23 protein-coding genes are annotated in these 24614 nt (G+C 34.1%); 9 read left to right on the top strand and 14 right to left on the bottom strand.

Translation table 11 applies throughout. The features are described 5' to 3' along the window. The first annotated feature begins 109 nt into the window (after positions 1 to 109). From AC3HD6_RS21635 to AC3HD6_RS21625, 3 genes are all read left to right on the top strand, one after another. The gene (locus tag AC3HD6_RS21635; protein ID WP_488898202.1) at positions 110 to 1159 is read left to right on the top strand and encodes a hypothetical protein; all 1050 of its coding nucleotides are present in this window, start codon (positions 110 to 112) and stop codon (positions 1157 to 1159) included. 179 nt (positions 1160 to 1338) lie between these two features. Further along, positions 1339 to 1785 (top strand): DUF4890 domain-containing protein, encoded by a 447-nt coding sequence (locus tag AC3HD6_RS21630; protein ID WP_488898201.1) that lies wholly within the window; start codon positions 1339 to 1341, stop codon positions 1783 to 1785. Positions 1786 to 1912: 127 nt separating this feature from the next. Further along, positions 1913 to 2422, top strand: a complete 510-nt coding sequence (locus AC3HD6_RS21625) for a ferritin (protein ID WP_068938790.1) — start codon at positions 1913 to 1915, stop codon at positions 2420 to 2422. Between the two features lie 990 nt (positions 2423 to 3412). Here the strand turns inward: AC3HD6_RS21625 and AC3HD6_RS21620 are convergent. Beyond that, positions 3413 to 6553, bottom strand: a complete 3141-nt coding sequence (locus tag AC3HD6_RS21620; RefSeq protein WP_488898200.1) for a UvrD-helicase domain-containing protein — start codon at positions 6551 to 6553, stop codon at positions 3413 to 3415. Positions 6554 to 6736: 183 nt separating this feature from the next. Here AC3HD6_RS21620 and AC3HD6_RS21615 point away from each other — a divergent pair, with 183 nt between their 5' ends. The 4 genes from AC3HD6_RS21615 to AC3HD6_RS21600 all read left to right on the top strand — a co-directional run bounded on the left by AC3HD6_RS21615 (position 6737) and on the right by AC3HD6_RS21600 (position 10006). Continuing rightward, positions 6737 to 7483, top strand: coding sequence for a carboxypeptidase-like regulatory domain-containing protein (locus AC3HD6_RS21615; RefSeq protein WP_488898199.1), 747 nt, complete (start codon positions 6737 to 6739; stop codon positions 7481 to 7483). A gap of 3 nt (positions 7484 to 7486) precedes the next feature. Then, positions 7487 to 8296: a carboxypeptidase-like regulatory domain-containing protein gene (locus AC3HD6_RS21610; RefSeq protein WP_488898198.1), complete on the top strand. Its 810-nt coding sequence runs from the start codon at positions 7487 to 7489 to the stop codon at positions 8294 to 8296. A 130-nt stretch (positions 8297 to 8426) separates the two neighbouring features. Further along, positions 8427 to 9140, top strand: a complete 714-nt coding sequence (locus AC3HD6_RS21605; RefSeq protein ID WP_488898197.1) for a carboxypeptidase regulatory-like domain-containing protein — start codon at positions 8427 to 8429, stop codon at positions 9138 to 9140. A 131-nt stretch (positions 9141 to 9271) separates the two neighbouring features. Next, on the top strand, positions 9272 to 10006 hold the full coding sequence (locus AC3HD6_RS21600; RefSeq protein ID WP_488898196.1) for an SIMPL domain-containing protein: 735 nt from the start codon (positions 9272 to 9274) through the stop codon (positions 10004 to 10006). Between the two features lie 136 nt (positions 10007 to 10142). Here the strand turns inward: AC3HD6_RS21600 and AC3HD6_RS21595 are convergent, their stop codons facing one another. Genes AC3HD6_RS21595 through AC3HD6_RS21575 form a run of 5 tightly spaced genes read right to left on the bottom strand, consistent with a single transcriptional unit; the run spans position 10143 to position 15045 of the window. Next, positions 10143 to 10655: a GNAT family N-acetyltransferase gene (locus tag AC3HD6_RS21595; protein ID WP_488898195.1), complete on the bottom strand. Its 513-nt coding sequence runs from the start codon at positions 10653 to 10655 to the stop codon at positions 10143 to 10145. Between the two features lie 2 nt (positions 10656 to 10657). Continuing rightward, the gene (locus tag AC3HD6_RS21590) at positions 10658 to 10879 is read right to left on the bottom strand and encodes a PspC family transcriptional regulator (RefSeq protein ID WP_047494723.1); all 222 of its coding nucleotides are present in this window, start codon (positions 10877 to 10879) and stop codon (positions 10658 to 10660) included. A gap of 1 nt (position 10880) precedes the next feature. Beyond that, complete coding sequence (locus AC3HD6_RS21585; RefSeq protein ID WP_488898194.1) at positions 10881 to 12140, bottom strand: DUF2851 family protein; 1260 nt, start codon at positions 12138 to 12140, stop codon at positions 10881 to 10883. A 27-nt stretch (positions 12141 to 12167) separates the two neighbouring features. Continuing rightward, complete coding sequence (gene bshA, locus AC3HD6_RS21580) at positions 12168 to 13316, bottom strand: N-acetyl-alpha-D-glucosaminyl L-malate synthase BshA (RefSeq protein WP_068938803.1); 1149 nt, start codon at positions 13314 to 13316, stop codon at positions 12168 to 12170. A gap of 25 nt (positions 13317 to 13341) precedes the next feature. Next, positions 13342 to 15045, bottom strand: coding sequence for a glycoside hydrolase family 3 protein (locus AC3HD6_RS21575; protein ID WP_488898193.1), 1704 nt, complete (start codon positions 15043 to 15045; stop codon positions 13342 to 13344). A 116-nt stretch (positions 15046 to 15161) separates the two neighbouring features. On the opposite strand from AC3HD6_RS21575, the gene AC3HD6_RS21570 reads away from it, so the two are divergent. Next, the gene (locus tag AC3HD6_RS21570; RefSeq protein ID WP_488898192.1) at positions 15162 to 15713 is read left to right on the top strand and encodes a hypothetical protein; all 552 of its coding nucleotides are present in this window, start codon (positions 15162 to 15164) and stop codon (positions 15711 to 15713) included. Between the two features lie 280 nt (positions 15714 to 15993). Here AC3HD6_RS21570 and ribA read toward each other — a convergent pair whose 3' ends face one another. The 8 genes from ribA to AC3HD6_RS21530 all read right to left on the bottom strand — a co-directional run bounded on the left by ribA (position 15994) and on the right by AC3HD6_RS21530 (position 23038). After that, complete coding sequence (ribA, locus tag AC3HD6_RS21565; protein WP_488898191.1) at positions 15994 to 16590, bottom strand: GTP cyclohydrolase II; 597 nt, start codon at positions 16588 to 16590, stop codon at positions 15994 to 15996. Between the two features lie 18 nt (positions 16591 to 16608). Further along, entirely contained in the window at positions 16609 to 17067 is a 459-nt protein-coding gene (locus AC3HD6_RS21560; RefSeq protein ID WP_488898190.1) for a hypothetical protein, read from the bottom strand. After that, entirely contained in the window at positions 17064 to 17678 is a 615-nt protein-coding gene (locus tag AC3HD6_RS21555) for a DUF4254 domain-containing protein (protein ID WP_488898189.1), read from the bottom strand. Before AC3HD6_RS21555 ends, AC3HD6_RS21560 begins: the two co-directional genes overlap by 4 nt. Before the next feature lie 15 nt (positions 17679 to 17693). Then, positions 17694 to 17903, bottom strand: a complete 210-nt coding sequence (locus AC3HD6_RS21550) for a twin-arginine translocase TatA/TatE family subunit (protein WP_068938817.1) — start codon at positions 17901 to 17903, stop codon at positions 17694 to 17696. Between the two features lie 31 nt (positions 17904 to 17934). Next, positions 17935 to 19497 carry a murein hydrolase activator EnvC family protein gene (locus tag AC3HD6_RS21545; protein ID WP_488898188.1) on the bottom strand — a complete coding sequence of 521 codons (1563 nt, stop codon included), beginning with the start codon at positions 19495 to 19497 and terminating at the stop codon, positions 17935 to 17937. Next, positions 19494 to 20339 (bottom strand): lipoprotein insertase outer membrane protein LolB1, encoded by an 846-nt coding sequence (gene lolB1 / locus AC3HD6_RS21540; RefSeq protein WP_488898187.1) that lies wholly within the window; start codon positions 20337 to 20339, stop codon positions 19494 to 19496. The genes AC3HD6_RS21545 and lolB1 overlap by 4 nt, the downstream gene beginning before the upstream one ends. Before the next feature lie 113 nt (positions 20340 to 20452). Further along, entirely contained in the window at positions 20453 to 21469 is a 1017-nt protein-coding gene (locus AC3HD6_RS21535; RefSeq protein WP_488898186.1) for a sugar phosphate nucleotidyltransferase, read from the bottom strand. Between the two features lie 147 nt (positions 21470 to 21616). Next, positions 21617 to 23038, bottom strand: a complete 1422-nt coding sequence (locus tag AC3HD6_RS21530) for a lipopolysaccharide biosynthesis protein (protein WP_488898185.1) — start codon at positions 23036 to 23038, stop codon at positions 21617 to 21619. 210 nt (positions 23039 to 23248) lie between these two features. Between AC3HD6_RS21530 and AC3HD6_RS21525 the strand changes: the two genes are divergently transcribed. Further along, positions 23249 to 24586: a dihydroorotase gene (locus AC3HD6_RS21525; protein ID WP_488898184.1), complete on the top strand. Its 1338-nt coding sequence runs from the start codon at positions 23249 to 23251 to the stop codon at positions 24584 to 24586. Positions 24587 to 24614: the final 28 nt, after the last annotated feature.

Here is a 24614-nt window from a genome sequence, read left to right as displayed (position 1 = left end):
ATATTTTAAAAGAAGTTTGATCTATGGATTTAACTTCTTTTTTTTATTTGTATCAAAAAGATAGAATTAAGATATTCTGCTATATATTAACCAATTAACGACTATAAAGATGAAAAAAATATTTTTGGGATTAGCTTTGGGGTTAGGCGTTTTGACGTCTGCTCAGCAGTATCCGAATAATGGTTGGGGAGATGATGGTTATTATCAGAATGGCAATGGCTATTATAGCGACGAGGATGACAGGAATTACTTCCCTGCTGATTATTATTATAACTATCCTCAGGACTATTATCCAGGTGATTATTACCAGAGCTATTATAATGATTACAGAAACAGTATTGTCAATATAGATTGGAATGGGTTCTTTGTTCAAAACAGATTAACTCGTTGGCAGGTAGATCAGATTATGAGACTGAATAATTTGTATGCCAGCTTTGCAGCCTGGGATAATTTTTACAGATATAACCCAGACAGATGGTATTATGACAGGTTCTATGCGTTGGAAAGAATTATGGGACCGAGAATTTTTGTAGTTTTTCAAAATAATTATTACAGAGGAGCAAGTCCTATAGTATACTTCCAAAATTATAGAAGGACGTATTATGTTCCAAGATATGCTGTAATGCCAAGATATAGAAACGTAAACATCAATATCTACAGAGTAGACCGTTCAAGGTTCAGAAGAATTGATAATCCTACGTTTGATGTGATCAGGGGAAGTAGCAGACCAGATAATGGTTTTAGAAACTCAGGTGGATCAAATGGAGGTTTCAGAAATGATAATTCCGGAGGTTTTAGAGGCAATTCTGACAACAATGGCTTTAGAGGAAATTCCGGTAATGGAGGCTTTAGAAACAATAGTTCTGAAGGTTCAAAAGGAAACACCAACAATGGCGGTTTCAGAGGGAATTCTGGTAATGGCGGATTTAGAAGCAGTTCAGAAGGCTCTAGAGGAAACTCAGAAAACGGTGGTTTTAGAAATAGTAATGGTGGATTCAGAGAGAATAATGAAGTGAGAAGAGAAGCAGCTCCACCATCAAGAGAAAGTAACGGAGGTTTCAGAGGAAATAGTGGTGGTTTCAGACAGCAAAAATCTGAAAATTCTTCACCAGGCCGTGGTAATAGTGGAGGCTTTAGAGGAAGCTTGGTAAGGAATTAATTTTCATATATTATATTTAAGTGGTGTGAAGGACAGGTTTTTATAATCTGTCCTTTTTTTTATGTTTTTATTGATTTGTTTTAGTTAAAATTTAACATTATTTATGAATATGTTAATTTAACTTATTATTTAATGATGAATCAAAAAGGTATAATAACAATTAATTAAATTTTAAAAAGATGAAAAAATTAGTTTTAGCAATAGCGTTTATCGGAATGGGAAGTTTTGCAATGGCACAACAGACAACTCCACAGGATAGAGAAGCAAGAAGAGCAGAAATGCAGCAGAAAATGCAGCAAAAAGAACAAGAGCACCTTGCACAGATGCAAAAAGATCTTAATCTTACTACTACGCAGGTAGCTCAGGTAAAAGCATTACATGAAAAAAGAAAAGCCGAAATGAAAGCCGAGTTTGAAAAAAATAAAGATGTGAGACAGGCCAAAATGGAAGAGATGAAGGCTAAAAGAGCACAAATGGACGCTGATATGAAAAAAATTCTTACTCCTGAACAATATGATAAATGGCAGGTTGACAGAAAAGCTAAAATGGAGCAGAAAAGAATGGCAATGAAGGATAGAAGAATGATGAAAAAGCCGATGAATACGGCAACTCCTGAAGTAAAATAACTGTTTGTAATTTTAATTTTTTAATGTGTAAAGGATGGGATTTTTTCCATCCTTTTAGTATTAATTTTCCGTAAAACTTTTGATTTCGGGCTTTTATTCCCTATTTTTGAATATAAATTCAATACTTATGGTTAGCGAAAAAATTGCAAAATTAATTAACGAACAAATTGCCCACGAACAATACGCCGCTCAATATTATCTTTCAATGTCTGCATGGTTTTCAGGAAAAGATCTGGATGGAATTGCAAACTACTTCAGAGTACAAAGCAAAGAAGAGTTAATGCACGCAGATAAAATGTTTGATTATCTGAATGATGTAGGAGGAGAAATCATCATTGGAGAAATTCCAAAACCTCCCCACGAGTTCGAAAATGCAACGGATATTTTTGAAAAAGCATTAGCACATGAGAAAATTGTAACTAAAAGTATTTTCAATATTGTAAAGAATGCCAACGAAGAGGGAGATTTTGCGACAACATCGTTCCTACAGTGGTTTATCAACGAACAGGTAGAAGAGGAAGCAAGTGCTTCTCAGTATGTAACAAAAATCAAAATGGTATGTGATAACCCATCTGCATTGTACCTTTTTGACCAGGAATTGTCACAGAGAGTATTTACTCCGGATCCAACAGCTTAAAACCCCAAAAGTTTTTAACAATATAAAACCGTTATTTCTTGTGATAGCGGTTTTTATTTTTTACTGAATTAAAGAGAATGAACAGTTGCCTTTATTGAATCACTGCTATGGATGATGTATAAGGAAAATAATGAGGCGATTGCTGATAAATATAATATAAATAGAAAAAATAATCTTCTGCCACTTCCTTTTTGATGCTGTATGAAATAAGCTTGTACTAAAAATGGCAACGGATATATCAGAATGAGTACAGTAAAACAAACAAAAAGCCAAGTCATTAACAAAGAAAATATACTTTGAAAATTTATGATTTCAAGACTTCTGTTAAAATAAATATGAGCTGCTTTATCCCAATAATAGAAGAATGATAAAACACTGAAGATACCGAAACCCATCCATTGAATTTTGAATAAAAGCTTCCAGTTCTTAATGATATAGTTTTGTACCATAGCCTTTATGTGGTCTTAATTAGAGAACAACTATTTATTCTGTCTTTGCCTTTGTATTCTAACAGCCCCTATAAAAACTACAGCCCCAATAATGATGCTCAAAAAAGCAGATTTGAAAAGATTTTCTGTAGGCATATACCTAAAACCTTCCTTGGTCACAGGAGGATCAATATACTCGAGGATATTAAATATGACTGTTCCGGATAAGGCCATCATAAAGGCACTTATAAGAAATGAGATAAAATAAATTTTCATGGTTATATCATTAATACTTGTGTTCGTTTTTAAGGGTAAAAATGATTTTACATTTTTCAGCAGTTTTTATGAGAGGAAAGATACAACTTAATCTATTGTTTGGATACTCCAATGAGCATTATATTTTGGTTAAGAAACATGATATCATCATTTCTGAACAATATATTATGTTTTTGATTCAAATGCAGGATAGTGTAGCCATGGGGGAGGAAATAAATAAACAAACCTTTTATCGTAAGGAATAGGCCGTATTATGAATAAAAAAATATGGCGAAACAGAAGGAGACTACAGGTAAATGATCTGAGTTTTCAGCACTTTTTTACCCAATCTTTCCAGAATATTTTTATACCCTTCTACCTGTTCCTCATCCTTTCCTTTCTCTTCACCGGTTTTAAAATCCACGATGATATAGCCATCTTCACTTTTAAGAATACGGTCCGGTCTTGAAATATGGCTTTCTCCATTTTCAGAGATCATAATATCCTTTTCATTGATCACTTCCCATTTTTCATCAAAGAATTCAGCATGTGTTTTGACAATTTCCTGTAAGGTAATCTGTATTTCATTCTTCTCTTCCAATGTGATCTGACCTTCCAAAGCATAGCCTTCCAGAACTTTATTAATGTCTTTTTCAGTATTGATCTTAGATAAAAGCTCATGTACGAAAAGCCCGATCCTTACTTTCTCGTTCCGAACCTGATAGTTCTTGGATGGAGTCGCAATTTTGATCGAAGTACTTTTTTCATTTACATTTTTCAGATTCTGGATATTTTGGGTCTTAAAAGATGATGTCTTCGTTTTTGAATGTTTTTTCAACATTTCAGGTTTCACCTCGTACAAATCAAATGAATCCAGATTTTCAGTGTTTTTGGTCTGAATAAATTCTAACAGCTCCAGGTTATTTGAGGTTTTATTAGCCTTCTGTAGATAGAAAAACAATTGTTCAACAGGTCTTGTTGTCGCTACATACTGCAAACACAATCTATCAATCAGATTTTTGTAAGAATTCTTTTTATTGAATTTTTGAATTTCCTCATCATAGACTTCAAGATTCTTACTGAATTGATTAATATTGACTGATTTTAGAGCATCACTCTCATGCGTCTCAAACCAATTGGTAAACTCACTATCGCGGTTCTTATTCATCATAGGAATAAAAACGATAGGGAACTCCAGCCCTTTAGATTTGTGAATTGTCATGATCTGAATGGCATCAATATTTTCCGAAGCCTGAATGGTGTAAGAAGAAGCTTCTTCATCCCAGTATTTTAAAAACTCCTTAGTACTTGCTCCTGCATTTTGTGTAAAATTGAAAAGCATTTCCAAAAAGTTCAGAAGGAAGTCTGTTTCCTTATTTTCCACTGAAAATTCATTGATATAATACTCTATAAAATTATAAAGATTAAATCTCGGAAAATGATCCTGTCTTAATTGCAATGAGTACTTCTGTTGGATAAACTGAAGTATTTCCTCATGGCCTTCAATATCCAGGATTTCCTTCATTTCAAGAGTGAAATCGGCCATCTGAATTTTCCCCAATGTATTCAGGTAATACATCATCATAATCAGGCAAGGTTTATTCTTCGGATTGATTTCCCATCTTAAAAACTCAATAACTGCTTTCAGGGTATTGGAAAGTTCCAGAGTAAGCCCTTTGTCAGAAATCGTTTTAATATTAGTTTCTTCACCTTGATAATTGACCTTTAAATTTCCCAGCTTTTGAGAATAACTGAAAATATCAAAATTTCCACGACAAAGAATGGTAATATCAGAGAACTTAAAGCCATTGTCCAGAGATTCCTGAATATCTTTCCGCATGCTCTCTGAGGTATCATCATAAAACTCTTCGTTGGTAAGGTTTTCGATTAGATTTATTTTTACCCGCCCGTCAATCTTCGATTTTGGAGTTTGTTCGGCGTCCGTCCCGAATATATTTTTATGCTCCTCTTCCAGCTCCAGAGAATGGTACTGATAGAGCTCATTATTGAACTGTACAATATTTCTTGCACTTCTCCAGTTGTCTTTAAGAACAAGAAGATCGGCTTCTTTAGGAGAAAACTCTTTTTTGTTGATGATATCCAGCATCAGCTTGCTTTCCCCGCCACGGAACCTGTAGATACTCTGTTTGGGATCTCCTACTAAAGTAAAAGACGTATATTCTGTGGAAACACTATGATCTCTTAGCGGCACAAAGTTTTGCCATTGTAATTCTGAAGTATCCTGAAACTCATCAAAGAAGTAATGCTGAAACTGTGCTCCTACTTTTTCATAAATAAAGGCTGATGGCTCATTTTTAAGATTTTCATTGATAAGAATATTAAACTTTGAAAGAAGAACAAGATCATTTTCTTCCTCAATCTTTTTAAGTTCATCCTGTATATCCTTATTGACCTTTAAAGGAAGCAAAGCAGATAGAACTTTCTCCTTCTTTTGGGTCTCAATGTACAGGATAATTAGTTTCATCCTGTTTTCAATAAGCTGATCCAGAATTTCAAAAATTTCAGATTCCTTATGTTTAGATTTTGAAGAAGCTCCTTTTCTGTAATTATTGATGACAGATTCTTCTTGTGTTGTAGGAAAAGGAAAACCAGGTCTTTTCTGTTGGTAAAAATCAATAACTTTGGTAAAGAAGCCACCGATTCCGTTTTTTCCCTGAGCAAAATCTTCAATCTCAATATTTCTGGATTTGAATAATTCAATAGAGCTGGCTGCAAGTTCTGCAGCCTGTTTTTTATTCAGAACAATCTCTTTACGAAGTCCGTTTTTGATATTCTCATAATTGGCATCATCAAAGCTCTGGTTGCTTTTCAAATGCTCATAGTGAATATCTTTTACAAACTCTTTGGCAGAATCATAAAGGTTTTTATTAAGATTGATTCTTTCATTGTTTTCAAGGCTATAATCCACGTAATCCATGAAAGAATTAGAGATGTTTTCATTCTCGCCAATCTGATCCAGCATTTTATCCACCGCTTCAATCAGAAAGGGTTCTGCTTCAATTTCCAGATTGAAATTTTTTGCCAGTCCCAATTCATAAGAAAAACTTCTTACCAATCTCGAATTAAAACGGTCAATAGTTCCGATATTTAAAGTAGAGTAATTATGAAGAATATGATCCAGCAGTCTTTTTGAACGATGATGCAGATCATCAATTGTAATTTTCAATCCCTGTTCTTCAAAAGCTTTCTGAATATTTTTAAGATCAGCATTCTCAGCATAATTACCAGCTGAAAAATTTCCAAGCCAGGACAAAATTCTTTCTTTCATCTCATTAGCGGCTTTGTTTGTAAAGGTCAAAGCGAGAATATTCCTGATCGATTGTTGTTGATTAGGATATCTGAGACAGATCATCAGAAGCCGCTGAACCAGAGCATAAGTTTTCCCGGATCCGGCTGAAGCATTGATGACTGTATAAGAATTTTGCATTATTAAAAGAGAATTGAGACTGCAAGTTAGCTAAAATTTAAAAGAAAATTTAACAATTCGATCCGGCTATTTAACAGTTTCGGGAGCAAAAGGCTGCTAGAAATACTAAAAGGCGTTAATGGTGGTTAAACCTTATGTTCTAATTTAAAAATAATTTTAGCTTTGCTTTATAAAAAATAACCTGTGAAATCCAAACTACTCTTTTTTTTATTCCTAATCGTATGTATTCATTCCAATGCTCAAAGCTATATCTTCGGAAAGGTAATTTCTGAGAGTGGCGCAGAGATACAAGATGTTACTGTAGTTAATGTCCGGACTGATGAAATGGTGTTCTCAAACGGAGATGGGCATTTCATGATTTCCGGAAGAGTAGGAGATGAATTACGATTTATAAAAGCCGGGTATGACAGAGTGGTGAAAAATGTATCTCAGGAAAATATACAGTCTCCTATGAACATCAGTCTTATTCGTTCAACTATTCAGATTCCTGAAGTGGAAGTTAAGCAGGGACTTACCGGAAATTTAAAAATAGACTCAAGAAACTATAATAAACCTAAAAAGGTCCAAAAGCTGGAGACGGAAATCAAACAGTATATTGCACAAAAATCAGATCCGAGGATCCTTGCCGCCAAACCTGGAGAATTTGTACAACCAAAAGGAGAAGGATTTTCTATAGGGAAAGTTAAAGATAAATGGGATGATATTGATTTGATGAATTATATCCGGACAAGTCTTGGGGATGATTATTTTATCAATCTTAAAATAGAGAAACCATTAATAGATCATTTTATTTCCTATGTTTTAGCAGGAGGTTTTGAAAGGAAAAAAATCCTGAAATATGGATTTTGTAGTGATGCAGACCTTTATAGGTTTCAACGTTTTGTCCTGACAAGGATATCTTCTTATCGAGCTCCACAGACTCAAAAATAAGGTATGGAGAACCTATTTAAGACCAGTCTATATATTACCTTGTCTCTTATATCAGGGATATTGTTCTCCCAGCAAAAAATAACAGGACGTGTTACTGACAATAGCAATGCTACTATTAATCCGGTACTCATCATTAATGTTTCGAAAAATATATCTGTACTCACTGATTCTTCGGGGAAATTTGTTATAGATGCTGATGAAAATGATGAAATAAGATCTGTAAAAGAAGGATTTTATCGTGTCAGTAAGAGGGTCTCAAAAGAAGACTTTAATATTCCTGTCTTGATGATTCTTCAAAAAGCCGAGATTCAGATTCCTGAAGTTAAAATTGCTTTTAAACCTACAGGAAATCTGGAAAAGGATAGCAAACGAATTAGCGAGTCTCAAAAACTGAGGTCTTTAAAATCAGATATGTCAAAATATATGAAAAGTCCTTTAACTGAGCCTTTACCTAATAAAACCATTTCCAAAACCTTTACTGGTCATGATTTTAATGCAGGACAAGTAGATGTGTTGGGTGTCATTGGTAAAGCGATCAATCTGTTTACTAATGCCAGCAAACCTAAAATTACAAAGGCAAATTATATAGAATTCCAGGATTTCATGATACAGCTTAAAAATGAAGTAAATTTAGACTTCCTGAGAAAATATGGAATGGAGGATGAACAAATTGATGCATTTCTACTGTATGCAGAAGAGACAAGATACCTATCAAAAAAATTCAGAAAAGATTTTAATAAAGATGTACTAAGATTTGAACTAGAAGTGGCTTTTGCTGAATATCGTAAATTAAATAAGCTTGATGCCAAATAAAATATTGGTATTTTTATAGATAAAAGAACAATTGAATTATAATTTCAGATATATTATAAGTGAGTACTGGAAAAAAGGTTTTCTTTTCCTTGTTATGTTGTGTGCTAATCTCTTATTTTCTCAACAAACGGTGACCGGAAGAATTATTGATGACAGCGGAGAAAGTTTAAGTACTGTAATCATTGTTAATATGTCTACGGATAAAAAAGTATACTCCAATCCACAGGGAATGTTTTCTATTGAAGCTAATCCTAATGATGAACTTAGATTTGTAAAAGAAGATTTCAATAGAGTTTCAAGAAGAGTTCTTATGGATGGTATTAATGCTCAATTGCTGGTAACACTTTTTCAGATTCCCAAAGATGTAGGAGAAGTAAAAATTGTAAAAAAGCTATCCGGTGATCTCAATCAGGATTCCAGGATCGTAGCCAAAGTGGATAAAGGCGAACAGGTACAACAAGCAGTAGGTCTTCCACAACCAGTTGGAAAGATGCGGGAAAAACCGGCAGAAGTGAAAAGTGTTCTTTTACCCATATTATTAGGAAATTTGAATGTGCAGGGAGTATATGATCTCGTCAGTGGAAAAGCCAGAAAACAAAAAAGACAATACCGATATGATGACCTTCAGGAGCATATTGTCTGGGTAAGGGATAGGATAGAGGATGATTATTTTGTCAAAGCCGGAATACCAGCGGATAAGATTTCTGAGTTTATAGAATTTTCATTTGGAGCTAAACCACAGATTCGTACATATGTGAGAGCCCGAAATTTATCTGGGGTTATGTTAAGAATGGAAGAAGTCATTCCGCTTTTTATTGAACGGCTAAATAATAGCCATAAATAAAGTTCTCTTTTTTGACTTTTAATATCCATTTAATTTTCATCCAGTGTTTTTATTTTTGTTAAGAAAATCTTAAAATATTGGAATGGAAATTGCTGCAATAAACTCATAATCAAATCAAATTCACATATTTTATGAATAAAAATATTATTGCAGTTGCAGTAGGCGCTTTAGGATTTGTTCTTGGTCTTGGTTTTTTGGGCAATGCCATCAAAAACAGAAATAAATCTGAAAATACCATTTCCGTAACAGGATTAGGATCCAAACAGTTTACTTCTGATCTCATTACTTGGTCTGGAAGCTTTTCTAAAAATAATTCTGATTTGAAATCAGCTTATGATGAATTGGCTATGGATAGAAAAGTGATCAATGATTATCTGACCTCAAAAGGAATAAAACAGAATGAGATTGTATTTTCATCTGTAGACATTCAAAAGCAATTCAGAAGTTATAATGACTCTAATGGGAATTATGTACAAGGAGAATTTTCAGGATACAATTTATCCCAAAATGTATCTATTGAAAGCAAAGAAGTAGGAAAAATTGAAAACCTTTCCAGAAACATTACTGAAATTATCAATCGTGGAATTGAGTTCACTTCTTCTTCACCTTCCTATTTTTACACCAAATTAGCGACTGTAAAGCAGGAAATGATTGCAAGTGCAACAAAAGATGCTAAAGAAAGAGCTGAAAAAATTGCAGAAAATTCAGGAAGCAGCTTAGGAAATCTTAAAAAAGCTACGATGGGAGTTATCCAGATTACAGCCCCAAATTCAAACGAAGATTATTCCTATGGTGGAACATTCAACACTTCTTCCAAGGAGAAAGAAGCCAGTATTACCATAAAATTGGAGTACGAAGTGAATTAGGCAATTGTTTGATGCCTTATACTTAAAATAAACCCAAACATCTTTGAAAATCTGCGCAATCTGTGGTGAAAGCCCTTATCTCATCAGCTTTCATTTTCAATAAAAATAAACGCCGGAAATACTCCGGCGTTTTATATTAAGGATAAACAATATCGCAAATTTCAGTTTTAAGCTCGTCCACATTTTCAGGAGAATAATTAGCCAGCAGCCATAGGTTTAAAGATTGTTTCCCTTCTCCATAACTTGGCTGCACATAAGTAGTGTCAATTTGCTCGAAATTATTTCTCTGATAGAAAGAATAGCGTCTTTTAGCATCTTCATTCAGATCTTCAGGTTCAATTTCAAGGATAATTCTCGCATAATTCTCCAATAAATGCTGCATAATATGAGAGCCTAGCTTTTTACTTCTGAAAGCCTCAAACACCTCAAAATGTTCTACAAAAACAAACGAACTCAGTTCCCATAAGATGAGATATCCTATAGCTTCAGACTCATGTAGTATAGACATGAAACGTACTTTTGGATTTGAAAATAAATCCAGAAACTGTTGATGATCTCTTTGTTCATCTATAGGAAAAGTGCTGGTATAAGAAGAATAGATTCCCTGAATTCTATGATCTTCAGCAGAAGTAATTGGTAAAAATTCCATAACTATAAATCAAAGACACTTGGTCTTCTGGTGATAAAAATATCTTTAATCCACAAAGTAAATGCCAAACCCAGATAGATCAGAAAGAAAAAACCGGCAGTAGCAAAAGTAGAATAGATGAAGAAAACCCTTAATTTGGATACTGGAATTCCGAGTTTAGCCCCGGTTCTTGTCAGTACACCAAACCATTCTCTTTCCATTTTATGACGGATATTACTCAGCATTTCAAGATTCTTTTAAAAGTTTAAATCCAATACTGCAAGTTAAGCAATTTTTTTCTTCACATGAATTTTTATAGTGATAAATCAGACTCTGGCTTTCCATGGCATTGTTGACAGACACGCCAAGATTTTTCCAGTTCTGGATAACCGAGTTTTTTTCTCCATGAATATTTTGGTAAAATTCTAGGATCTTATCTGCAATTTCTTCACTGTGGTATTTATGGTAAGTATATTGTAAAGGAAGAATAGTATTTAGAATGATGAGATCAATAAAATCCTTACTCAGGGTCTTAGGGTGTACTTTTGAAATGGTTCCAAAATTAAAATGGCAGTCCCAGTACTCAGAAGCTTTTACAGTTTTGAACAGATCATACAATTCTTCAGTATTTTCAGCATTCATAAGCTTTGAAAATAAATTTTGATGCTTATAAAGATCTGTAAGCTGAGACAAACGAATATTAGGGAAATTAGGAGGTCGTAATCTTAAAAATTTAGGATGAAATAGGAGGTCCGGCAGTTTAAACTTTGCTTTCAGAAAATCAAATTCCCGCTTCCATATTTTCATCTGCCCGTCTTCGGGAGTAGTCAGCCATCCTGAAATTCCAAACAATAATGCTTCCAATTGTAATGGATTTTGCCGAATCTTATTGATAATACTATAATCAATACTTTCCGCAATCTGTCTGAAAATATGAGCATTTACTTTTAATCCGAAAGAATAGGCTAGGCTATGGAATAGAACAGCTTCAAAATTATTTTTATAAAGAACTAAACTTTGTTCAAGTTCAACAGACTTTTCCTCCAGTTTTTTCAGAATATTTTCTTCATGAAAATGGACCGGGATTTTATCTTTGTTAAAAATATTCTCACAGGCAATAAACTGATTACCGTTGATTAATCTTTCGTATTTCCAGAGTATATTTTCGTCAATATAATGTTTCAGTTCAAGAGTAGGAACCTTCTGATCAGTAAGTTCACTAATTTCAGTATCATATTGAAAAACCACATGAAGAATAATGTTCTGGTAATTGGGATCCTGAGAATGATTATGAAAAATCCAGTCCGAGGAACGTACATGCAGTTCTATATTTCCGGCGAGAATTACACCGTTTATTTTAATTTTAGAATCTAAAAAATCCGGTCCGGCATCTTTGTTCCATTTACCGAATTGTATGATCTCAACGGAATTTCCTTCAATATCCTTGAAGTCAAAATATTTGAAAACTTTATAGTTCCAAAGATATTGAAGTAATTTTTCCGTCATAGTGTGACGATAAATATAATAGAAATATTATACTTTCGTCAACTCCTTTTTAAAATTTTCTATTGTTGTTCTATACATTTTCTCATAGATAGGAAGAATGTTTTTCAAATCGAATTTTATAGCCTGTTCTTTAGCATTTTCTTTCATTTTGGTTAAAAGTTCTTCATTGCTCAACAGTTTGATTGTATAGTTGCTCATCGCTTCTACATTTCCAATTTCTGCTAAATATCCCGTTTCTCCCTGAATATTTACCTCTGGAATCCCTCCCGCATTTGAACTGATAACCGGAGTATAAGCAGCCATTGCTTCCAAGGCTGCCAAACCAAAACTTTCCTGCTCTGATGGGAGCAAAAATACATCAGAAAGCTGTAAGATTTTATAAAGATCATTCACTTTTCCTAAAAGACGGATTTTTGAAATAAGATCCGGGTTTTCTTCAAGGAATTGGTTGACTTTTTCCATATCCGGACCTTCACCTATGATAATAAGTTTGGATTTTACCTTTTTCTCAACATTTTTAAAGATCTGTAATACCTCATCCACACGTTTTACAGGACGGAGGTTCGATACGTGGATCAATATTTTTTCATCAGGATTTGCAAATTGAGTTCTCTGGCATTCTGTACAATCATCAAATTCAGAATTATCAATAAAGTTGGTAATCACTTGGATTTCTTTTTTGATATTGAAAAATTGAAGAGTATCTTTTTTCAGGCTTTCAGAAACGGAAGTAATAGCATCTGATTTGTTGATGGAAAATTCTACTGCATGTTTATAACTTGGATGCTGCCCTACAAGAGTAATATCTGTTCCGTGCAATGTTGTTACCAGGGGAATATCATTATTGTCTTCCTGAAGCATCTGCTTAGCTGTAAATGCTGCATATGCATAAGGAATGGCATAATGAGCGTGCAGTAGATCCAGTTTATAGAGATTGACAACCCTGTAGATCATAGAGCTTAATGCAATATCATAAGGCTGGTATTGGAACAGCGGATACGTCTGAACATTTACCCTGTGGAAGAAAATATTTGGATTGGTAATGTCTAATCTTGCAGGAAGCGCAGAGCTGATGAAGTGTACTTCATATCCTTTATTGGCAAGAGACATTCCCAGTTCTGTTGCTACAATTCCGCTTCCACCATAGGTAGGATAGCAAAGTATGCCTATTTTCATTAGATTATTGTTGTTTTGATGTTGTTTATTTAGTGTTTGTTGGAGAAACAGAATTAAGGTCTATACCCATTCCCGGCTTCAGCTGATCGTTAACCAATACAGGAAGTCTACCCCAGATTTTTGTTTTTCCGTTTAAAGCATCTGCTGTTGCGTTCATTGAATCGTCATTGTTTTCATAAGATACCAAAACAGTTGAAACTTTAGATAAATCGATGTCTTTTAAAGCATAGGCACTTCCGAATACATTGAGAATTACATTCTGATTTTTAGTAAGATCAGCAAGTACTTTCTTAGATTCCGAAGATATTTTATAGGGTTTATAAGCTGTTGAATTATCCTTATGGAACCCTACAATTACTGTAGATCCGGCTGGAATCGTATTGATGTCACCTGCCTTCTTAATAATGATGTTTGATCCCATTCTATTCGCAAACGTCTGGTAAGGAGCTTCCTCTAAAGGAACATAATATAGCTGTTTTCCGGATAAAGGAAGCAATTTTTTTTCATCCTTTAATAACGTTAGTGCATTGGAATAAAGATTTTGAACCAAATTTTTATGAGAATCATTATTCAGATCAGCGTTAATGTTTTCCGGATTTTTTGGAGTGTATTGAGTAAGTCCCAGAAAATATTTTGTTAATAAAATTTTCTTTACACTTTCTTCTACTCTGGATTGCGGGATTTCCTTGCTGTCAATGGCCTTCTGAATTAGCTTTTTTCCTTCAGAAACTCCCTGAGAGAAAAGCATAATATCATTCCCGGCCTTAAATGCCATTGCATCCAGTTCTCCAGGTTTATATTTGTTGGCTACAGCACCCATATTCAGTGCATCTGTAATAATTAATCCTTTATAACCAAGTTTATCCTTTAATAATCCTGTAATAATATTTTTAGAAACAGAAGCAGGAATCCCTTTTCCGGACTCTAAACTTGGAACATACAAATGAGCGACCATAACGCCACCAATTCCTTTATCCATTAAAGCCTTAAATGGAGCAAGCTCTGTTGAGTTTAACCTTTCCATATTATGGGAAACCACTGGAAGATCAAGGTGTGAGTCTGTACTAGTATCACCGTGGCCAGGGAAGTGTTTAATGGCGGCTAATATATTGTTGTCCTGAAGCCCATTAGAATAGGATAGGGCTGAATTAATAACATTATCCACTTCAGAACCGAAGCTTCTGTTACCGATAATAGGATTGTTTGGGTTCGTATTTACATCCACTACCGGAGCAAAATCCCAATTAATTCCCATCCTGTGACAGTCTTCAGCAATTTTTGCAGACATCTGATACACTAAATTCTTATCCTGAATAGCTCCCAGTGTCATAGCCCATGGGAATTTATGTGCCGTTGCAATTCTCTGAAATAAACCCCATTCAGCATCCATTCCAATCATCAATGGTATTTTGGATTTTTGCTGGAATTCATTGACAAGGCTGATTTCTCTTGCTGCATCATCCTGCATAAGGATCAAACCTCCGATTTTATCATTAGTAACAATACTTCTTACCTGATTGATATAATCTTCTCCCTTATTAGTATAAAGAGCAACAATAAAAAGTTGTCCAAGTTTTTCATCTTGTGAAAGATTTTTATAGATTTTTTCAACCCATTGTTGAGCCTTTTTCATATCTTCTTTAGAAGTGTTTTTGGGCTGATACTGGGCATTAACCTTAGGACTAATCAATGCTGCAATAAAGAGTGAAGTATATAATAATTTCTTCATGACTTTTTGAATAAGAACAAAAATACAATTAAAAAAATTGACAAAAACAAAGATTTTGAAATTTTTGGTATATGATTTGAATACGCAATATAAATAATAACTAAACATTTATAGAAATGAAAAAAATTCTTCCAATTATATTATTAGCCGGTGTCGGATTTCTAGCATATAGCTGTGATAATAGTAATGATGATCCGGTTGTGGTAAATCCGGGAAAGGATAATGATACTTTTCCAATTATGATGGATGCTCCTGGTTCATTTACAGCAGCAAACAACTATGCATTAACTGCTGATATCAGCATTGAAACTACTGACGTTGTATTAGTATATAGAAGAGCGGGAAATGCATGGCAGCAAATTCCCAAAACAGTATATGTAGATCCGGCAACTTCTGTTTCACCAAGAAAATTTGATTATAATTTTGTTTTCAGTAATAAAGAAGTTCAGGTAAGAATTGATGATCAGAATTTTAACCTTGCAAGTATGTCTTCAGCTGAAGCAAATAACTATCTGAATAACCAAACTTTCAGAATTGTATTAGTGCCTGCTGATCCTGCTAAAAAGGCTGCAAAAACAAGCAATAGTGTTGATTTCGGAGATTATAATGCGGTAGTTAAGTATTATAACCTTGATGAGTCTAAAATCAAGACCATCAGCACTCACTAATTAAGAAATATCTTTTCAGTTTTTTATAATTAAAAAAGCTTCGGGAGTTATCTTCCGGAGCTTTTGATTTTTAATTAAGAATAAATGAGAAGAGAACCTTGATAAACAATGAGTGTAGTGTAATAAGATTTAAATAAAGTTATTTATAGATGATTTACTGCGTAATAGGTTGGTGAAAAAATTTATTTTAATAATTCTTCTAATAGCTTTCAAAAGCTGATATTGTGAGGTATTAACAAAATAAAAAGCTCCAGAATGAATTCTGAAGCTTTTATTTTATCTAGTTATCATTGTCATCAAGAAGATGTCCAAAGAAATCTTTTTTTGTCTGTAAATAGCCTTTACTAATTTCGTTGGGTGGTATCTGTAATGGGATTCTTGAATTAAGATGAACATTACTTTCTACTACGTATTTTACCTTTTCAGGGTTATTGGTGAGAAGGTTGACATCTTTTACATCTAACAGGTTAAGAATCTCAATGGCTACACCAAAGTTTCTGTCATCTGCAGGAAGTCCAAGTTGAAGATTGGCTTGTACTGTGTCAAGTCCTTTTTCCTGTAATGAATATGCCTTTAATTTATTGATGATACCAATATTACGGCCTTCCTGACGAAGATAAATAATAATACCCCCGTTTTCGTGGATGTATTTCATTGCAGCATCCAATTGCTGGCCGCATTCACATTTTTTTGAATGGAAGACTTCTCCGGTAATACATTCTGAATGGAAACGGACATTTACAGGTTTTGAAAAATCTGTATTGTCTGCGATGATAGCCATGTGAGGCATCCAGTCATTTTCATTTTCGGAAAAAGCGATCATTCGGAAATTGCCGTGTTCTGTAGGAACATTGGCCTCCGCCTGAATTTTAATCATTGATAGTTCAATTAGTTTTTAACTTCCTGGTAAAGCATCTTCAATCATAGAAATATTGGTTTTTAAACGAACCAGATATCTATTGAGAACTTCATCATCATCTTTGTCAAGGCTTTGTCTTTGCTTTTGAATTTTTTTGTATGATTTTTCGAAGCTTTTTAATGCTCTACTTTTACCTGATGAATTATTAGCATCAATAGCATATAAATAATTTTGAAGGCTGTATTTCAAACTTGTAACCTCATCATTTAATCCATTATTTTTAAACTTAGGAAAAGTGGAGATAATATTTGAAATTTCAGAAGCATTTACGTTTTCCTTGATATTGATATTAAAACTCTTTTTAGAGCCTCTATCAGAATCAGAACCTTTTGTATCGCTATAAAAGTTATTTGACAACGGAGAAAGGTTAAGCTTTTCCGTTGCACAGGAAGATGTTAATATTAGTAATACTCCAAAAAAAACTAGTCTTTTCATTTTTGTTGCCCTTTTTGATAAAGGATTGGGTTAAGACTTTCATCATTATACATTTTCATTTGTTTGTATACTTTCATCTTAACATTACCGTTTTCAATATCAGCAAGCAACTGGTCTATAGAAGTTGATAGATCTTCCTTCTGAGTAAGCAGAACATCCAGTTTAGCCTGGCAATTGTTTCTGTGTTCTACAGAAGCGGATTCTCTATTGGCTTCTAATGACATATGATAAACCTTTAAGGCAAGAATTGATAATCTGTCTACTGCCCAAGCGGGAGTTTCCGTATTTATCTTTGCTTCAGGTTTAGGAGTTATATTTTCAAACTTATTAAGGAACCAGCTGTCAATATATTCTACCAGATCAGTTCTTTTCTGATTGGAAGCGTCTATTGTTCTCTTCAGTTGAAGTGCTTCAGCCGGGTCAATATTTTCATCTCTAATAATATCTTCCAGATGCCATTGAACGGTATCAATCCAGTTCTTTGCATACAAAATCCGTTCCAAACTATCTTTTTCGAACGGGTTATTAATTAGAGTGTTAACGTCATCAGACACGTGATAGTCTTCAATAGATTGATTGAAGACTTTCCATGCAGTCTCAGTAAATTTCATTAATTCTAAGGAATTTTAGTTGCTTGAAGAAGATTTGTTTTCAGAAGACTTATTTTCAGAACCTGGTTTGTCTTCTTCTTTTACCGCATCTTTAAATTCTTTGATTCCTGAACCCACTCCTCTCATGAGTTCCGGAATTTTCTTTCCTCCAAAAAGCAATACTAAAAGTATCGCTACGATAAGGATGTGTTGCCAAGATAAGGCAAGTATAGTTAGTGTATTCATCTCTTAAAATTTTTGTAAAGTTACACTTTTTTTAATATGAAATCCAACCTAGTGGATCAACTGGAGTACTTCCGTTCCATACTTGGAAATCAAGGGTGTAAGCACCGTCGAAATCCTGAGCCACAGTTCCTACCGGAGTTCCTGCAGAAACCTGCTGTCCTTTAGAAACACTTACATTTCCTAAGTTGGAATAAATCGTAAAGTAGCTTCCATGCTTAATGATGACAGTTTTTGTTCCGTCATTATTAGCCAATACAGAAGATACTGATCCCGGATATACTGACTTTGCGCGAGTACCTGATGGTACGGATAGTTTAATACCGTTATTCTCTTCAGTAATATTTTTGAAAACAGGGTGTGGCTGTCTTCCGAAACGGTGAGTAATTTGCCCGGCTCTGTCTGCAGGATATCCTAATTTCCCTCTGCTTTCTGCGAAACTGCTTCCGGCTGAGGTTGTAACTCCATAGCTTGTCATTGCCTTAGATTCTGCCGCTTTTTTCTCGTCTTCTTTTCTCTTGGCTAATGCTGCCTCTGCAGCTCTGGCAGCTGCTAATTTATCTGCAGCTACTTTTGCATTAGCTGCGGCTTCATCAGATGCTTTTTTAGCGGCTACTTTTCTGGCTTCATCTTTTGCACTGGCTTCTGCTCTTGCTGCTTCTTCATTGCGTTTCTTTTCTTCTTCAGCTCTTTTAGCAGCTAATTCTGCCGCTCTTTTAGCTTCTGCTTCTGCTATTCTTCTTTCTCTTTCCAGAGCTTCTGCTCTTGCTTTAGCTTCCGCTTCAATTCTTGCTTTCTCTCTTTCAGCAGCAAGCTTTGCTAGACGTATTTTTTCTGCTTCCGCTTTTCTTCGGGCTTCTTCTTCTGCTTTTGCAATTCTGATTTCTTCTGCAATAATTGCTCTGATCTGTCCTTCAAGCGCCTTGGATTGAACCTGTTTTTGTTTCAATTCAGCAGTAAGCTTTGATTCGTTCTTCTTAAAATCAGCTACCAATTGCTCTTTCTGAGCTCTTTCCGTATTGATTGTTGCTAAATCCTTCTGTTGGTTTATCAAAAGATTTTCTTTCTCTTTTACGGAGTTTTGTCTTTGTGTAATAGTTTTTTTGATCAGATTAGCTGCGTCAGTAATTTCAGCCGCTTTTTTATCCTGGTAATCAGAGTATTGTTTCAAGTACTGTACTCTTCGGATAGCCTCGCCCATGTTTTTAGCCGAAAGAATGAAGGTTACTTTATTCTGTACCCCTTTATTTTTATAAGCATTTACCAAGACTTCAGCATAGTTCTTTCTCAGAACTGCCAATTCCTTATTCTGGCGATTGATCTCAAGCTGCTTCAGGTAGATGTCATCTTCAATAAATCTCTTTTCTTTTTGAGTATTATTATAGACTTTTTCTCTTAAAACTAACTTTTGATTAACGCTGGTAAGATAGGCTATGGAAAGTTTAGATTCGCTTCTTGTTTTAGCTAAATCTGTATTTATTTGTGCAATTTGTTTTTTAAGTTCGGCATTCTGCTTCTGCAGCTGTTCTTTCTTCTGCTGTCCGTGGTGCAGTCCAAACATAAGAACACCAATTAAAAAGCTAAATTTTTTAATCATTTAATCTCAATTTTCTTATAACTGGATGGTACAGAATAAGGTGTTTCCATCCTCGAAAAGTCAAATTTCGTGTTTTCCAGTAAAATTTGACTAGATTTTGAGCCTTTTATAATTATTTTAACATTTTGCGGAAGTCGGATTCCGTTGTATTCATTCCAGTCACTATAAGATATTTCTAACTCATCCGGAGATAGAACATCTTTTAAATTGACACTCAGTAAATCATAATTGGTGTCATATTGCAGGGCAATTTTGTATTCTCTGTTTTTTTCATCGGTTACAATTTTCTGATTGACATTGGAAACCATTTTGTAGCCTTGTGCATTTTGTGTCAAAGTAAATTGAGAATCACTGATTTTAACAAAGGTTCTTCCTAATAGAATTTTTTCCAGAGCTTTATAATCAATGAAATTAACATTCAGTAGATTATTAAGATAATCGAAATCAGAATCAATATAGGTTTTACTTGTTTTATCCTGTCCTTTTATTCCATCCGGAGTGGCAATCCCTCTTGCTACATTTAGGAAAAGGGCTCTCAGGTTCATCCAAACTTTTTTGTCATTTTCAATATAAATAGTGGCATCTAAGGTTGGTATAAAACTCCCTGTTTCTACCCTAACTTTACTGTCTATCTTAATTTGTTCGAATTTTGGGGGAAGCAATACATGTTCGTAAAAGGTAAGTTTATCTCTTACTGGCTGGTTTACATCTTTTGGATTTTTGTTATCTTCTGCTGTTTTGATACTATCTCTGGTATTGCCCGTATCATTTTTTACGGCATTACGAGTTTTACAGGATGATAAAGTAAGAAGTATTAAAAGAAGTGGGATCCAATTTTTCATGTATTTATCTTTTTTCAATTAAAAAAATACGGTGCAATATTAACGCCAAACCACACAAAATCTTTTGTGTGGTCTGACTTTATCTTATATAAATTAAAGAATTTTGATCTTAATTATTTGGACAGGAAATCTAAAACTGAATAATCTCCTAAGGAAATTTCTCTAGCCACTCCTACATATTGAGCAGAATTACCAATCATCGAATTGGAAAGGTTTCCATGGTTGATTTTTGTGTTTTCCTGAATCAAAGAGTTTTCAATGTTAGAATTTACAATGACTGTATTGTTTCCTAATGATACTCCAGGCCCTACTTTAGAATTAGAAACCTTTACATTTTCTCCAATAAAGCATGGTGGAATGATCAAAGAGTTTTCGATGACAGCAGAAGCCGGATAGTGGCTCATTTCTTCTTTTTCATATTCAAGAATCTTGCTGTTGGTTTCTACGGTAGCATTTTTGTTACCACAATCCATCCAGTCATTTACTTTCCCCAGTGTAAACTTAGCACCTTTTGATCTTAAGTTTTCCAATGCAGTAGTTAATTGATATTCTCCGCCATTTTTAATATCATTATCCATGATATAGTTGATCTCTTCCATCAGTTTTTCAGCACTGTTGAAGTAATAAATACCAATAATGGCAAGATCTGATACGAATGTTTTAGGCTTTTCGACGAAGTCTGTAATAAAACCGTAGTTATCTAATTTTACAACTCCGAATGCAGAGGGGTCTTCTACACTCTTTACCCAGATCACTCCATCAGAATTCTTATCTAGTTGGAAATCTGCACGGAAAAGAGTATCAGCAAAAGCAATAACGATATCTCCTGTCATTGACTGTTCAGCGCATTTGATAGCGTGAGCAGTTCCAAGAGGGTCATTCTGATAATATATACTTCCTTTTGCTCCTAGTTTTTCGGCAATCTGAATAAGGGATCTTTCGATCTCAGGACCAAAGTCTCCAATGATAAAAGCTACCTCTTCGATTTTTTCTCCTGCAACTTTAGCAATATCTTCCACCAATCTCTGTACGATAGGTTTCCCTGCAATAGGAATAAGTGGTTTTGGTACTGTCAGTGTATGTGGACGTAATCTGGAACCACGGCCAGCCATTGGAACAATAATTTTCATAGATGATATAACAATGTTTTTTGTTTAAATGTAGTGTATTTTTGACTAAGTATAATAATTAAAACGTTTTTGAATCGTAATAGTTATAATGCCTAGTGAATTGTTTAATTTTTTAAGCTTAAGAGTTATCAAAAGCAATACCAAATCTTAGTTTTTTCTCACTTTTGACAATAGCGTATTTTTTTCTGTATAAATTAAGATTCCAGCATAAAGTAAGAATAATAAGTTTCCAATCCAGAAATTATAATTAAAAATGTAGGCGATCATAAAACTGAAAATAATCAATAGTCCTAAAAATAGAGATATCTTCTTCATTCTATAAGGAATCGGGTAGTATTTTTGCCCCAGCCAATAGGAAATAATCATCATAGAAAGATAAGCGATGAGAGTAACCCATGCAGAGACCATAAAACCATATGTTTTTAGTAAGGCAAAGTTTAAAATAATGGTAATGATGGCACCTGTCCAAGAAATATAAGTTCCTACTCTTGTACGGTCTGTTACTTTGTACCAGGTGGAAAGATTATAATAAATCCCAAAAAATAAGTTAGCAATAACAATAATCGGAATGATATTAATGGCAATCCAATAGGAGCTATTCGGAACCAATAGCATTTTGATCCATGAAACATTGGCAATAATTCCCAAAGCAACAATGGAAGCAAAAAATGAAAAATATTCTGTTACCTGTGCATATGTTTTCTTTGCATTTTCATTATTCATCTGCTTAAAGAAAAAGGGTTCGATTCCCATTCTATATGCAGTGACAAAAAGAGTCATCAATACTGCCATTTTATAACAGCCTCCATAAGCTCCTGCGTCTGAATCACTGATTAAAAATCTTTGAATAAACTTATCAAAATTTTCATTGACCATAAATGCCAGACCTGCAATCATTATGGGCCACGAGTATTTGGCCATTTCAAGGAAAAGGCTTTTTGAAAATTGAAATTTTACTTTTAAAATGACAGGAAGTACTAATAAAAATCCCAGAAAGCTCGCTGCTAAATTACTGTAAAAAGGATAGGCAACTTTTTCTTTTAATCCTAATTTCAGAGAGAATTCTTGTGGGATGTAAAGGAATAAAGCGATTGCGAAGATACTTTGAAAAACAGCCTGAATGACTCTAATAGCTGTATATTTTATAGGTTTATTATGAAACCTGAACCAGGCTAAAGGAATTACAAGAAGGTTGTCAAAGAATGCAATCCAGGCAAACCATCTGATGAATTCAGGGGTGTTGGAATAATTAAAGAGATCAGCAATAGGTTGCTCAAATAATAAAACTAGAAGTAAAAATACTGTTGATAAACCTGTTAAAAACCAAAACGAGGTATTGAATACTTTTTGTTCATTGTCTTTATTGGACGAAAATCTAAAATAAGCTGTTTCAAAACCAAATGAAAGAACAATATTGACAAAAGAGATCAGTGCATAAAGATTGGTAAAAATAGCAAAATCACTGTTGTTGATGTTTTTGATGAACAGATAATTAAGCAAGACAACAATTATTCTTGGCATTATTGCCCCAATTCCATATATAATTGTCTCGTTGAGAAGTTTTTTCAAGATGTGAAATTTTATGCAAATGTAAATATTTAGAAATTGATTTATTATGAGTGATCTTAAAATTCATTCATAAACCTTAATTTTGCTTTTTAGAGATGTTAAAAACAATATGTTATCAATGAATGATTGTATGTATTCATCAGCCCTAATTGATAAGCCTGTCTTTTTTTCAATCTTTATTTTCTAAATCTAAATTTCTAAAAAAGTAAAATGAAGACCTTAATCAAAAATGTAAACATCGTGAACGAAGGTAAAATCTTTGAGAGCGATATCTTAATAGAAAATGACCTAATTTCTAAAATTGCTTCTGGTATTTCTGAAGAAGCAGATCAGATAATTGATGGTACGGGAAAATATCTTCTTCCGGGAGTTATTGACGATCAGGTACATTTCCGTGATCCAGGACTTACTCATAAAGGTGATATTGAAACTGAATCAAAAGCAGCCATTGCTGGTGGAACAACCAGTTTTATCGATCAGCCTAATACAGTTCCTAATGCTGTTACCCAGGAATTATTAGCTGACAAATACGAAATAGCTTCTCAGAAAGCTTATGCAAACTATGGTTTCATGATGGGAGGAACCAATGATAATCTTGAGGAAGTTCTGAAAACAAACCCGAGAAATGTTCCTGGAATTAAATTGTTCCTGGGTTCATCTACGGGAAATATGCTGGTAGATAATCCCGAGACTTTGGAAAACATCTTTAGCAATACAAAAATGCTGATTGCTGTTCATTGTGAAGATGAAGCTACTATCAAAGCTAATACTCAAAAATATATAGATGAATATGGAGAAAATATTCCGGTGAAATTCCACCATTTAATCCGAAGCGAGGAAGCTTGCTATAAATCGTCTTCAAAAGCTATTGAATTGGCACAGAAAACAGGAGCAAGACTCCATGTTTTCCATCTTTCAACAGCTAAGGAAATGGAATTATTCAGAAATGATATTCCACTAAAAGATAAAAAGATTACTGCTGAGGTATGTGTTCATCATCTTACCTTTACGAATGAGGACTACGAAACAAAAGGTGGTCTTATCAAGTGGAATCCTGCGGTAAAAACACAAAAGGATAAAGACGCCCTTTGGGAAGCTTTGCTGGATGACAGAATAGATGTGATTGCAACAGATCATGCACCTCATACTGCCGAGGAAAAGAATAATGTATATACAAAATGTCCTTCGGGAGCACCATTAGTTCAGCATTCACTAGTTGTGATGTTAGAAAATTATAAAAATGGCAAAATCTCTTTAGAAAAGATTGTTGAAAAAATGAGCCACAATCCAGCCATTCTTTTCAGAGTAGAAAAGAGAGGATTTGTAAAAGAAGGGTATAAAGCAGATCTTGTTTTGGTAGATCTAAATGCTGATTGGACTGTATCCAAAGATAATTTATTATACAAATGCGGCTGGAGTCCCCTGGAAGGAATGAACTTCCATTCTAAAGTGACGCACACTTTTGTCAATGGACATCTTGTATATGATAATGGAAAAATTGCAGAGGAAAAATTTGGGGAAAGGCTGCTTTTTGAGATGAAAGAGTAATATATAAGATCAATAGAAGCGGGCTTTA

The sequence above is a fragment of the Chryseobacterium sp. II3a genome (assembly GCF_057815135.1).
Note: the sequence above shows the minus strand (reverse complement) of the source record. Positions and strands in the feature narration are given on the sequence as shown.

Coding starts and splice junctions, on each gene's coding strand:
- AC3HD6_RS21635 (WP_488898202.1), top strand. CDS start 110: ATGAAAAAAATATTTTTGGGATTAGCTTTGGGGTTAGGCGTTTTGACG.
- AC3HD6_RS21630 (WP_488898201.1), top strand. CDS start 1,339: ATGAAAAAATTAGTTTTAGCAATAGCGTTTATCGGAATGGGAAGTTTT.
- AC3HD6_RS21625 (WP_068938790.1), top strand. CDS start 1,913: ATGGTTAGCGAAAAAATTGCAAAATTAATTAACGAACAAATTGCCCAC.
- AC3HD6_RS21620 (WP_488898200.1), bottom strand. CDS start 6,553: ATGCAAAATTCTTATACAGTCATCAATGCTTCAGCCGGATCCGGGAAA.
- AC3HD6_RS21610 (WP_488898198.1), top strand. CDS start 7,487: ATGGAGAACCTATTTAAGACCAGTCTATATATTACCTTGTCTCTTATA.
- AC3HD6_RS21600 (WP_488898196.1), top strand. CDS start 9,272: ATGAATAAAAATATTATTGCAGTTGCAGTAGGCGCTTTAGGATTTGTT.
- AC3HD6_RS21595 (WP_488898195.1), bottom strand. CDS start 10,655: ATGGAATTTTTACCAATTACTTCTGCTGAAGATCATAGAATTCAGGGA.
- AC3HD6_RS21590 (WP_047494723.1), bottom strand. CDS start 10,879: ATGCTGAGTAATATCCGTCATAAAATGGAAAGAGAATGGTTTGGTGTA.
- AC3HD6_RS21585 (WP_488898194.1), bottom strand. CDS start 12,140: ATGACGGAAAAATTACTTCAATATCTTTGGAACTATAAAGTTTTCAAA.
- bshA (WP_068938803.1), bottom strand. CDS start 13,316: ATGAAAATAGGCATACTTTGCTATCCTACCTATGGTGGAAGCGGAATT.
- AC3HD6_RS21575 (WP_488898193.1), bottom strand. CDS start 15,045: ATGAAGAAATTATTATATACTTCACTCTTTATTGCAGCATTGATTAGT.
- AC3HD6_RS21570 (WP_488898192.1), top strand. CDS start 15,162: ATGAAAAAAATTCTTCCAATTATATTATTAGCCGGTGTCGGATTTCTA.
- ribA (WP_488898191.1), bottom strand. CDS start 16,590: ATGATTAAAATTCAGGCGGAGGCCAATGTTCCTACAGAACACGGCAAT.
- AC3HD6_RS21560 (WP_488898190.1), bottom strand. CDS start 17,067: ATGAAAAGACTAGTTTTTTTTGGAGTATTACTAATATTAACATCTTCC.
- AC3HD6_RS21555 (WP_488898189.1), bottom strand. CDS start 17,678: ATGAAATTTACTGAGACTGCATGGAAAGTCTTCAATCAATCTATTGAA.
- AC3HD6_RS21550 (WP_068938817.1), bottom strand. CDS start 17,903: ATGAATACACTAACTATACTTGCCTTATCTTGGCAACACATCCTTATC.
- AC3HD6_RS21545 (WP_488898188.1), bottom strand. CDS start 19,497: ATGATTAAAAAATTTAGCTTTTTAATTGGTGTTCTTATGTTTGGACTG.
- lolB1 (WP_488898187.1), bottom strand. CDS start 20,339: ATGAAAAATTGGATCCCACTTCTTTTAATACTTCTTACTTTATCATCC.
- AC3HD6_RS21535 (WP_488898186.1), bottom strand. CDS start 21,469: ATGAAAATTATTGTTCCAATGGCTGGCCGTGGTTCCAGATTACGTCCA.
- AC3HD6_RS21525 (WP_488898184.1), top strand. CDS start 23,249: ATGAAGACCTTAATCAAAAATGTAAACATCGTGAACGAAGGTAAAATC.